12 protein-coding genes are annotated in these 10,770 nt (G+C 71.5%); 8 read left to right on the top strand and 4 right to left on the bottom strand.

All coding sequences use genetic code 11. The annotated features are described in order from the left end of the window. Together R6V09_RS35040 and paaI are read right to left on the bottom strand one after the other, a co-directional pair. Positions 1–1,237 (bottom strand): AMP-binding protein (locus R6V09_RS35040; protein WP_317885497.1); only part of this gene is annotated, 1,237 nt, incomplete at its 3' end. Next, a complete protein-coding gene (gene paaI / locus R6V09_RS35035) occupies positions 1,234–1,665 on the bottom strand; it encodes a hydroxyphenylacetyl-CoA thioesterase PaaI (RefSeq protein ID WP_317885496.1) in 432 nt (143 codons plus the stop codon). The genes R6V09_RS35040 and paaI, both read right to left, overlap by 4 nt. Positions 1,666–1,759: 94 nt before the next feature. On the opposite strand from paaI, the gene R6V09_RS35030 reads away from it, so the two are divergent. From R6V09_RS35030 to paaE, 8 genes are all read left to right on the top strand, one after another. Further along, positions 1,760–2,965, top strand: coding sequence for a thiolase family protein (locus R6V09_RS35030; protein ID WP_317885495.1), 1,206 nt, complete (start codon positions 1,760–1,762; stop codon positions 2,963–2,965). Next, positions 2,962–3,717, top strand: coding sequence for an enoyl-CoA hydratase/isomerase family protein (locus R6V09_RS35025; protein ID WP_317885494.1), 756 nt, complete (start codon positions 2,962–2,964; stop codon positions 3,715–3,717). The genes R6V09_RS35030 and R6V09_RS35025 overlap by 4 nt, the downstream gene beginning before the upstream one ends. Beyond that, on the top strand, positions 3,714–4,580 hold the full coding sequence (locus tag R6V09_RS35020; protein ID WP_317885493.1) for a 3-hydroxyacyl-CoA dehydrogenase family protein: 867 nt from the start codon (positions 3,714–3,716) through the stop codon (positions 4,578–4,580). Before R6V09_RS35025 ends, R6V09_RS35020 begins: the two co-directional genes overlap by 4 nt. A gap of 166 nt (positions 4,581–4,746) precedes the next feature. Then, complete coding sequence (paaA, locus tag R6V09_RS35015; RefSeq protein WP_317885492.1) at positions 4,747–5,757, top strand: 1,2-phenylacetyl-CoA epoxidase subunit PaaA; 1,011 nt, start codon at positions 4,747–4,749, stop codon at positions 5,755–5,757. Beyond that, complete coding sequence (gene paaB / locus R6V09_RS35010; protein ID WP_019075091.1) at positions 5,754–6,038, top strand: 1,2-phenylacetyl-CoA epoxidase subunit PaaB; 285 nt, start codon at positions 5,754–5,756, stop codon at positions 6,036–6,038. The genes paaA and paaB overlap by 4 nt, the downstream gene beginning before the upstream one ends. Before the next feature lie 9 nt (positions 6,039–6,047). Next, positions 6,048–6,884, top strand: a complete 837-nt coding sequence (gene paaC, locus R6V09_RS35005) for a 1,2-phenylacetyl-CoA epoxidase subunit PaaC (RefSeq protein ID WP_317885491.1) — start codon at positions 6,048–6,050, stop codon at positions 6,882–6,884. Then, positions 6,878–7,384, top strand: coding sequence for a 1,2-phenylacetyl-CoA epoxidase subunit PaaD (paaD, locus tag R6V09_RS35000; protein ID WP_317885490.1), 507 nt, complete (start codon positions 6,878–6,880; stop codon positions 7,382–7,384). Before paaC ends, paaD begins: the two co-directional genes overlap by 7 nt. A gap of 43 nt (positions 7,385–7,427) precedes the next feature. Further along, entirely contained in the window at positions 7,428–8,531 is a 1,104-nt protein-coding gene (gene paaE / locus R6V09_RS34995) for a 1,2-phenylacetyl-CoA epoxidase subunit PaaE (protein WP_317885489.1), read from the top strand. 79 nt (positions 8,532–8,610) lie between these two features. Here the strand turns inward: paaE and R6V09_RS34990 are convergent, their stop codons facing one another. Then, entirely contained in the window at positions 8,611–10,233 is a 1,623-nt protein-coding gene (locus tag R6V09_RS34990) for a S53 family peptidase (RefSeq protein ID WP_317885488.1), read from the bottom strand. A gap of 141 nt (positions 10,234–10,374) precedes the next feature. Next, positions 10,375–10,770 (bottom strand): helix-turn-helix domain-containing protein (locus R6V09_RS34985; RefSeq protein ID WP_317885487.1); only part of this gene is annotated, 396 nt, incomplete at its 5' end.

Genomic DNA, 10,770 nt, shown 5'->3' with positions numbered 1-10,770 from the left:
CCGCGGCCGTCCGCTGCTCGGGGCCGGCGCCGGGGCGGGCCTCGGCGCGGACCGTCATGTGGTCCATCCGGCCGCGGCGGGTCAGCTGGATCGTGAAGTGCGGGGCGACGGCGGGGGTGCGCAGGATGATCTCCTCGATCTGGCTGGGGAAGACGTTCACGCCACGCAGGATGATCATGTCGTCGGAGCGGCCGGTGATCTTCTCGATCCGCCGGAAGGCCGGGCGGGCCGTGCCCGGCAGCAGCCGGGTCAAGTCGCGGGTGCGGTAGCGGATGATCGGCAGCGCCTCCTTGGTGAGGGAGGTGAAGACGAGTTCGCCGCTGTCACCGTCGGGAAGCACCTCGTCGGTGAACGGGTCGACGACCTCAGGGAAGAAGTGGTCCTCCCACACATGGAGGCCGTCCTTGGTCTCCACGCACTCCTGTGCCACACCGGGGCCGATCGCCTCCGACAGGCCGTAGATGTCGACCGCGTGGATGTCCATGCGCCCCTCGATCTCGCGGCGCATCTCCTCCGTCCACGGCTCGGCGCCGAAGATGCCCACCTTGAGGGAGCTGGTGCGCGGGTCGATGCCCTGGCGCTCGAACTCGTCGAGGAGGGTGAGCATGTAGGACGGGGTGACCATGATGATCTCGGGCTCGAAGTCCGTGATGATCTGCACCTGGCGGGCGGTCATGCCACCGGAGGCGGGGATCACGGTGCAGCCCGCGCGCTCGGCGCCGTAGTGCGCGCCCAGACCGCCGGTGAACAGCCCGTAGCCGTACGACACATGGACCTTGTGACCGGGCCGGCCGCCGGCCGCGCGGATCGAACGGGCCACCACGTCCGCCCACATGGAGAGGTCGTTCTCCGTGTAGCCGACGACCGTGGGGCGGCCGGTGGTGCCGCTGGAGGCGTGGACGCGCCGGACCTGGTCCATGGGGACGGCGAACATGCCGAAGGGGTAGGTGTCCCGCAGGTCGGCCTTGGTGGTGAAGGGGAACCGGGCCAGGTCCTCAAGGGTGTGACAGTCGCCGGGTTTGACACCGGCCTCGTCGAACTTGCGGTGGTACAGCTCCACGTTGTCGTAGGCGTGCCGCAAAGTGGCCTGGAGCAGGCCGAGTTGGTGCGCGCGCAGCTCCTCGCGGGTGAGGCGTTCGGCGGCGTCCAGCAGCCCTTCGGGGAGCGGTTCGCCCAGGCGCGGGCGCGCGGACGCCGAAGCCGGTGCGGCCACCGGGGCCGTCGGGTCGCTGCTCATGGAGACTCCTTCGTCTTCTTGCTGTCGATACTGCGGCTGCGCCCGCGGAACTCCGCGATCACCCGGTCGCCGCGTTGCACGCTCACGTCGTAGATGCCACTGCGGCCGAACCGGGTGCGCTCGCGCGCGGTCGCCACCAGGACGTCGCCCTCGTACGCCGGGGCGACGAAGTCGATGTCGGCCGCCGCGGCCACGGTCACCGGGCCGTGGCTGTTGCAGGCACAGGCGAAGGCGGAGTCGGCGAACAGGAACAGATAGCCGCCGTGGGCGGTCCCGTGTCCGTTGACCATGGCCGGGGTCACGGTCATACGGAGCACGGCGGTCCCTTCGCCGTGCTCGACGAGCTCGATACCGAGAGCCCGGGACGCCTCGTCCGCGGCGAACATCTTCCCCGTCGGACCGGAGGCCGTGTTTGTGGCCTGCGTCATTTTCCACCACCTTGTGGACCGACCGAACATTCGGTTAGCGTGCGGCACGGCCAAGTAATCCAGCATCACCACTGCCTGTCAAGAGGTGGAACGCATGCCCCAGACCAGCTCCGAGCCGTCCTCCGGCGAGGTCTATCTCGTCGACGGGGCCCGCACCCCGCAGGGCCGCTACGGCGGTGCCCTGGCCTCCGTACGGCCCGACGACCTCGCGGCGCTGGTCGTCGGCGAGGCGGTCCGCCGCGCCGGGATTCCGGGCGAGGAGGTGGACGAGGTGATCCTCGGTGCCGCCAACCAGGCCGGCGAGGACAACCGGGACGTGGCCCGGATGGCCGTCCTGCTGGCCGGGCTGCCGCACACCGTGCCCGGCTACACCGTCAACCGGCTCTGCGCCTCGGGACTGACCGCCGTGGCCTCCGCCGCCCAGGCGATACGCGCCGGAGAGGCGGACCTCGTCGTCGCGGGCGGGGTCGAGTCGATGACCCGCGCGCCGTGGGTGATGGCCAAACCCGGCACCCCGTGGGCCAAGCCGGGGGAGGTGCACGACACCTCGCTGGGCTGGCGCTTCACCAACCCGCGTTTCGCCGCCCAGGACACGCTGTCCATGGGCGAGACGGCCGAGGAGGTCGCCGCGCTCGACGGCATCACCCGCGCCGACTCCGACGCGTTCGCGCTGCGCAGCCATCAACGGGCGGTCGCGGCACAGGAGTCGGGCCACTTCGACCGGGAGATCGTGCCGGTCGCGGTGAAGGGCGGCGAGGTGACCCGCGACGAGGGCCCGCGCCCCGGCACCACGCTGGAGAAGCTCGGCTCCCTGCGCACCATCTTCCGCGAGGGCGGCATCGTCACCGCCGGCTCCTCCTCGCCGCTGTCCGACGGCGCCGCCGCCCTGGTGGTCGCGAGCGGGGCCGCGGTCCGGCGCCACGGGCTCACCCCCAGGGCCCGGATCATCACCTCCGCCTCGGCCGGAGTGCAGCCCCACCTCATGGGTCTCGGCCCGGTACCCGCCACCGAGAAGGCCCTCGCCCGCGCCGGATGGGGCACCGGCGACCTCGACGCCGTCGAACTGAACGAGGCCTTCGCCGCCCAGGCGCTCGCGGTCACGCGCCGACTCAAGCTCGACGAGGACAAGGTCAACGCCGACGGCGGCGCCATCGCGCTCGGCCACCCCCTCGGCTGCTCCGGCGCCCGCATCCTGCTCACCCTGCTCGGCCGGCTTGAGCGGGAGGACGGCCGCCGGGGTCTGGCCACGCTGTGCGTGGGCGTCGGGCAGGGCGTCGCGATGCTGGTGGAGCGGGTGTGAGCGCCCCCGTGCGGTACGAGACCCTCCTCGTCGAGGAGCGCGCGGACCGCGTCGTCGTCACCCTGCACCGCCCCGACGCCCGCAACGCCATCAGCGGGCTGATGATCCGCGAACTGCACGCCGTCTGCGACCAGTTGGAGCAGGATCCGAAGCTGCTTCTGCTCACCGGTCATGGCGGGGTTTTCGCGGGCGGCGCCGACATCGCGGAGCTGCTGACGCGCGGTCGGGACGAGGCGCTGCAGGGCATCAACAGCCGGTTGTTCGAGCGCGTACGCCGACTGCCGATGCCGACCCTCGCCGCGGTGGACGGCTGGGCGCTGGGCGGCGGCGCGGAGCTGTCGTATGCCTGTGATCTGCGGATCGCCGGTCCGGACGCAGTCTTCGGCAACCCGGAACCCGGCCTCGGTATCCTCGCCGCGGCCGGTGCCTGCTGGCGGCTGCCGGAGCTGGTCGGCGAGTCGGTGGCCAAGCAGGTGCTGCTCGCCGGACGGAACCTCGACGCGGCGGCGGCGCTGGCCGCAGGGCTTGTTATCGACGTCGTACCGGCGGAGAAGCTGCTGGACGAGGCGCACGCGCTGCTCGACCGCATGGCCCGGTCCTCGGCCACCGCGCTGCGGCTCACCAAGCTCGTGGTCGACTCGCCAGGGGCTCACCCGGTCGCCGACGACCTCGCGCAGGCCGTGCTCTTCGAGGGGCAGGACAAGAGGGACCGTATGACACGCTTCCTGGAGAAGAGGAGTAGCCGCGCATGAGCCCAACACCCCACCCCGCGCCCGCGGTTGTCGGTGTGATCGGCGGTGGCCGGATGGGTGCCGGTATCGCGCAGTCCTTCGCCGCCGCCGGATCGGCCGTGACCGTCGTGGAGAGCGGTGAGCAGGCCTCGGCCGCCGCGCTGGACCGGGTCGCGACCGGACTGAAGCGGGCCGCCGAGCGCGGCCTGCTCGCCGAGCCCGCGGAGCAGGTTCTCGCCCGCGTCACCATGACGGACTCGGTCGACGGACTGCCCGCCGACGCCGACCTGGTCGTCGAGGCCGTCCCCGAGGACGCCGGTCTCAAGGCCCGGGTGCTCGCGGCGGCCGAGCGGGCGGTGGGCGCCACGACCGTGCTGGCCACCAACACCAGCTCCCTCTCGGTCACCGAACTCGCCGCCGCGCTCACCCGGCCCGGCCGCTTCCTGGGTATGCACTTCTTCAACCCCGTGCCCGCCTCGGCGCTGGTCGAGATCGTCGTCGCGCCCAGCACCGAGGCCGTCGCCGTCGGCGCCGCCCTCGACTGGACGCACGCCCTCGGCAAGAAGGACGTGACCGTCAAGGACTCGCCCGGCTTCGCCAGCAGCCGGCTCGGACTGGCGCTCGGCCTGGAGGCGATCCGCATGGTCGAGGAGGGCGTCGCGGAACCGGAGGCGATCGACGACGCGATGAGCCTGGGCTACAAACACCCCATGGGACCGCTGCGCCTGACCGACCTGGTCGGCCTCGACGTACGCCTGGCCATCGCCGAATACCTGCACTCCACCCTCGGCGAACGCTTCGCCCCGCCACAGCTGCTGCGCGAGAAGGTCGCCCGCGGTGAACTGGGCCGCAAGACGGGACAGGGGTTCTACACGTGGGAGTGAGGGGAGTAAGCACGACGGGTCGATTCCGGATACGACGGCTGGGGCGGCTCGGAGCCGCCCTCCCGGGGCCGCTGACCAGCCATTCACCCGGCAGGTCTTGCCTCACCGGGGGAAACCCATCAGACTGGGTACCGAACGAATGGTCGGTAGGGGAGTTGATGTGTCGATGACCAGCACAGGCACGGAGGCGTCAGCCGCCGACCGGGACGAGACGCGGTTCGAGGAGCAGTTCGACGCCACGATCGCGAAGGACCAGCGGATCGAGCCCCGCGACTGGATGCCCGACGGCTACCGCAGGACCCTGATCCGGCAGATCGCGCAGCACGCGCACTCGGAGATCATCGGGATGCAGCCGGAGGGCGACTGGATCACCCGCGCGCCCTCCCTGCGCCGCAAGGCGATCCTCTTCGCGAAGGTGCAGGACGAGGCCGGACACGGGCTGTATCTGTACTCGGCCGCCGAGACCCTGGGTGCGGACCGCGCCGAGCTGACCGAGGCGCTGATCGAGGGCCGGCAGAAGTACTCGTCGATCTTCAACTACCCGACGCCGACCTTCGCCGACGTCGGCGTGATCGGTTGGTTCGTGGACGGTGCGGCGATCTGCAACCAGGTGCCGCTGTGCCGCTGCTCGTACGGGCCGTACGCGCGGGCGATGGTGCGGGTGTGCAAGGAGGAGTCCTTCCACCAGCGCCAGGGCTTCGAGCTGCTGCTCACGATGATGCGCGGCACGGACGCCCAGCGGGCCATGGTCCAGGACGCGGTGGACCGTTGGTGGTGGCCGTCGCTGATGATGTTCGGCCCGCCCGACGACGACTCGCCCAACTCGGCCCGCTCCATGGCCTGGAAGATCAAGCGGCACAGCAACGACGAACTGCGCCAGCGCTTCGTCGACATGACGGTCCCGCAGGCGGCGAAGCTCGGAGTCACCCTGCCCGACCCGGAGTTGAGCTGGAACGAGGAGCGCGGCAACCACGACTTCGGCACCCCGGACTGGTCCGAGTTGCAGCGAGTGATCAAGGGCGATGGACCGCGCAACGCCGAGCGGGTCTCCCGCCGCCGGGCCGCCCACGAGGAGGGCGCCTGGGTCCGGGAGGCGGCCACCGCCCACGCGGCCAAGCAGGCCGCCCGTACACAGGAATCCGCCCGCACACAGAAGATCGAAGGAGCGGCGGCATGACGCAGGACTGGCCCCTGTACGAGGTGTTCGTGCGCGGGAAGCGCGGCCTGAACCACGTCCACGTCGGCTCGCTGCACGCCGCCGACGACGCCATGGCGCTCACCCACGCCCGCGACCTCTACACGCGGCGCAACGAGGGCGTGTCCATCTGGGTCGTGCGCTCGGAGCACATCGCCGCCTCGACCCGCGACGAGAAGGACCCGTTCTTCGCGCCGAGCGCCGACAAGGTCTACCGCCACCCCACGTTCTACGACATCCCCGACGACGTCCCCCACATCTAGGAGCAGGGAATGAGTGACGACCACGTCTATCTGTCCCTGGCCGAGGGGCACGACGACAGCGACGCCCGCTGGGCCTTCGGAACCGGCTTCGAGGACCCGCTGCACGGCGTCGACCAGAGCGTGCCGGAGGGGACGGACACCGCCCAACTGGCCGCGTTCTGCCTGGCACTTGGCGACGACGCACTCGTGAGCGCGCAGCGGCTGGCCCAATGGTGCACGGCCGCACCGGAGTTGGAGGAGGAGGTGGCCCTGGCCAACATCGGGCTCGACCTGCTCGGCCAGACCCGTCTGCTCTACGCGCGTGCCGGGCAGGTCGACGGCACCGGACGCGGCGAGGACGCGTACGCCTACTTCCGCGACGCGGACGCCTTCCGCAACGTACGGCTGGCCGAACTGCCCAACGGCGACTTCGCGTTCTCGATCACCCGCCTGCTGGTACTGGCCTCCTGGCGGCTCGCCCTCTTCGAGCGACTCGCCGTCACCACCCCGGACCCGGTGCTCGCAGCCATCGCCGCCAAGGGCGTCAAGGAACTGGCGTACCACCGCCAGTACGCCGCCGAGTGGGTCGTCCGGCTGGGCGACGGCACCGAGGAGTCGCAGCGGCGGATGCGGGACGCGCTGGCCGCCATCGCGCCGTACCTCGATGAACTCCTCGCGGCCACGGGGGAGTCGAGGGACGACGTGCCGGCCGTACTCCGCCAGGTCACCGATGCCGCAGGGCTCGCCTGGCCCGAGGCGGCACCGGTCCCCGGACACGGCCGCGACGGCGACCACACCGAACACCTGGCCCCACTCCTGACCGAACTCCAGAGCGTGGCCCGCGCCCACCCGGAGGCGACATGGTGACCACCCTGATCGACTCGCGGCGCGCCTGGAACATCGCCGCGCAGGTCCCGGACCCCGAGATGCCCATGCTCACCCTTGCCGACCTCGGGGTGCTGCGCGGGGTCGAGATCGACGCGGACGGCGGCGTCGTCGCGAGCCTGACGCCCACTTACTCCGGCTGCCCCGCCATGGCCGAGATGCGCGCCGAAGTGGCCGCGCGGCTGCGCGATGCCGGGTTCGCCAAGGTCGAGATCCGGACCGTGCTCGACCCGCCGTGGAGCACCGACTGGATCACCCCCCAGGGCCGCCGCAGCCTCGCCGAGCACGGCATCGCCCCGCCCGGTGCCGCTCCCCGCGGTCCGGTCAAGCTCACTCTGTCGCCGACCCGCCGTACCGTGCCCTGCCCCCGCTGCGGGGCGACGGACACCGAGGAGACCTCGCACTTCTCCGCGACCTCCTGCAAAGCCCTGTGGCGGTGCCGCGCCTGCCGCGAGCCGTTCGAGTACGTCAAGGAGATCTGATGGCGAGCCCCCAACTCCCGCCCGTGGAAAGGACGGTGGACCAGTGACCGCCCCGGCCCCCACCACCCCGGCCCGCCCGGCGCGCCGCCGCCCGGCTTTCCACACGCTGCGGGTCGCCGCCGTAGAGCCGCTGTGCGAGGACGCCGCCGCCATCAGCTTCGACATCCCCGACCACCTCGCCGAGGAGTTCGCCTACCGGCCCGGCCAGTCGCTCACCCTCCGCCGCGAGGTAGAAGGACGCGACGAGCGCCGCTCGTACTCCATCTGCTCCCCGGCGGGAGCGCGTCCCCGCATCGGCGTACGGGTCGTCCCCGGCGGCCTGTTCTCCTCCTGGCTGGTCGACGAGGTACGCCCCGGCGACACCGTCGAGGTGATGGCCCCCACCGGCGCCTTCACCCCCGACCTGACCCGCCCCGGCCACCACGTCCTGATCGCCGCCGGCTCCGGAATCACCCCGATGCTGTCCATCGCGGAATCCGTCCTCGCCGCCGACACCCGCTCCCGCGTCACGCTCTTCTACGGCAACCGGCGCAGCGACACCGTCATGTTCGCCGACGACCTCGCCGACCTGAAGGACCTGTACCCCGGCCGGTTCCAGCTCGCGCACGTCCTGTCCCGCGAACCGCGCGAGGCCGAGATCCTCTCCGGCCGCCTCGACGCCGACCGGCTCACCACGCTCGTCGACGCCCTCGTCGACGTGGACACCGCCGACCACTGGTGGCTGTGCGGCCCGCACGGCATGGTCCGCGACGCCCAACAGCTGCTCGCCGGACTCGGCGTCCCCGCCGAACGCGTCCACCAGGAGCTGTTCTACGCCGACGACGAGCCCGTACGGACCAACGAACACGTCGACAAGGCCTACGACGGCCCCGTCAGCCAGGTGAGTGTCACGCTCGACGGCCGCACCACCAACTCCGCGCTGCCCAAGGACAGTTCGATTCTCGACGGCGCCCAGAAGACCCGGCCCGACCTGCCCTTCGCCTGCAAGGGCGGCGTCTGCGGCACCTGCCGCGCGCTGGTCACCGACGGCACGGCGGACATGCGCCGCAACTACGCCCTCGAACCCGCCGAGGTCGACGCCGGCTACGTCCTCACCTGCCAGACCTTCCCCGTCTCCGACACACTCGCCGTCGACTACGACAGCTGAGGCGGGTCATGGCGCCGCGACGCACGTGAAGAGCGGGCCGGGAGAGATCCCGGCCCGCTCTTCAGTCGGCTACCGCCGGTCAGCCGAGGAGCTTGGCCGCCAGGGTCGCCGCGTTGTACGAGCCCCAGCCGGTGGTGAAGTCCCAGCCGCTGGCGGCGGAGTAGGCGCCGTTGCTGCCGCTGGTGATGTCGTGGAAGCCGGTGCCGCTCGCCGTGTAGAGCGCGGGGTTGGCGAAGCCGAGGTTGGCCTTGCCGGCCGCCGCGGCCTGCTGGTTGTAGAGCGCGCCGAAGGCCGCCCACTCGGGCGCGGCGGCGCTGGTGCCGCCGACCGTGCCCCAGCTGCCCTGCGAGTAGATCGAGACACCGGGGCTCGGGTTCGCGAGCGCCGACACGTCGGGGACCTGCCGGTAGCCGCCGCCCGCGGTCTTCTGCACCGCGGTCTGCCAGCTCGGGATCTTGAAGACGGAGGACTTGCCGCCGCCACCGCCCGACCAGGCCGTTTCCTTGCTCCAGGCGTTGGCGGAGGTGACGGTCAGCGTGGTGCCGCCGACTCCGGTGACGTACGGGTCGCTGGCCGGGTAGTCGACGGTGGTGGTGCCGTCGCCCGCGTCGTCCGAGCCGTCGTCGCCGGAGGCCGCGTAGAAGCCGAGGCCCTCGGCCGCGCCCGCCTTGAAGACGGCGTCCACGGCGTTGATGTTGGAGGTGGTGCGCTGGCTCTCGGAGGCACCCCAGCTGATCGAGGTGGTCGGGATGCCGCTGTCCACGATGGCCTGGTAGGTGTCGACCTCACCGGCGTCGGAGTTGGGGCCCTCGAAGACGGTGACGTTGGCCTTCGGCGCGATCGCGTGCAGGACCTCGATGTCGAGCTCGACCTCGACCTGACCGTCACCGAGCGCGCCGGAACCGCCGTCCACCTTCGACACGGTCGGAGTGGGCGAGCCCAGGCTGTAGTTGGTGTCGTACTTGGTGATGTTGGACTGCGCGAATCCGTCGAACTCCAGCAGCGCGATCTTCTGGCCGCTGCCGGTGTACGTGCTGGAGACGTTGTAGCCGCCCTTGATCTGGGCCGGGGTGTAGCCGCCGCCGGGGCCGTTGTGCGGGTTGACCTTGGCGGACCCCTGGTGGTGCAGCTGGGCGCGGTTGTTGAGTCCGGTCACGTCGCTGACCAGGCCGGCGATGCCGGTCGGCAGGGTCGGCGCGGTCTCGTTGGCGTAGAACGCGCGGCCCGACCTGGCGTCCTTCCACGTGGAGAGCTTGGTGCCGAACGCCTTCTCCAGCTGGGCGGCGGTGCCGCTGGCGTCGACCAGCAGGTTCCCCGAGTGGACCTTGCCGACGGTGAGACCCTGGGCGCGCAGGAAGTCCTTGACCTGCTTGACCTCGGCGTCGGTCCGGCCGAAGCGGGCCGCGAACTGGGCCTTCGTCAGATAGTGGCCGTACGAACTCGACCGCGGATTGCTGACGCCTGCGACAAAGGTGTCCAGCGCCTTGTCGTTTCTGGGCGTCAGGCTGATGGCCACCGATATGCGCTTGCCGGCGGCGACGGCGCCGGTGCGGGACGCGTCGTGGTTCAGGCCCTTGAGGACATCTCCCGCGACGGCGGCGCGAGTCGCGTGCGGCTGGACGGCGGCGTAGGCGCTGGGGACGGCGGCGGCGAGCAGGGCCGGTACGGCGACGAGGCCGACCAGCTTCAGACGTGACGTCACGGATGTCCTCCGAGGAGTGGGGGGTTGCTGTCCCGGAAGCGGAACGGCTTCACCGTAGGAACATCGGCCCCACCCGCATAAGCGGGGGAACCCTTGCGTCACGTGTTAACTGCGGGTGTCACATGAACCGCGGGTGACAGGTCAGCGGCGGGTGTCGAGTGCCCGGGGCGTCCGCCAACGGCCGGGCTGACTGATCGTCACCGCCTGTGTGGTGGGCTGCTGTTGGTCGTCGTCGCCGATGCTCACGGTCGCCGCCCCGGACGCGATGACGGCGACCGCCATGGCATGGGCGAGCGCGGTGCGCGAACGGACGCCGACCTTGCGGTAGACCCGCGACAGGGTGCCCTCGACCGTCTTGACGCTGATGAACAGCTCGGCGGCGACCTCCCGGTTGGTGGCCCCGCCGCCGACCAGTTCGGCCACCCGCGCCTCCGTGGGCGTGAGTTCGGGCCGCCCCTCACCGTCCCGGTCGCCCGCCTCCAGACGGGCCAGTTCGTCGCCGGCCCGCGCCGCCAGCGGGGCGGCGCCGATGCGGGT

It is taken from the genome of Streptomyces sp. W16, assembly GCF_033194735.1.
GTDB lineage: Bacteria > Actinomycetota > Actinomycetes > Streptomycetales > Streptomycetaceae > Streptomyces.
Note: the sequence above shows the minus strand (reverse complement) of the source record. Positions and strands in the feature narration are given on the sequence as shown.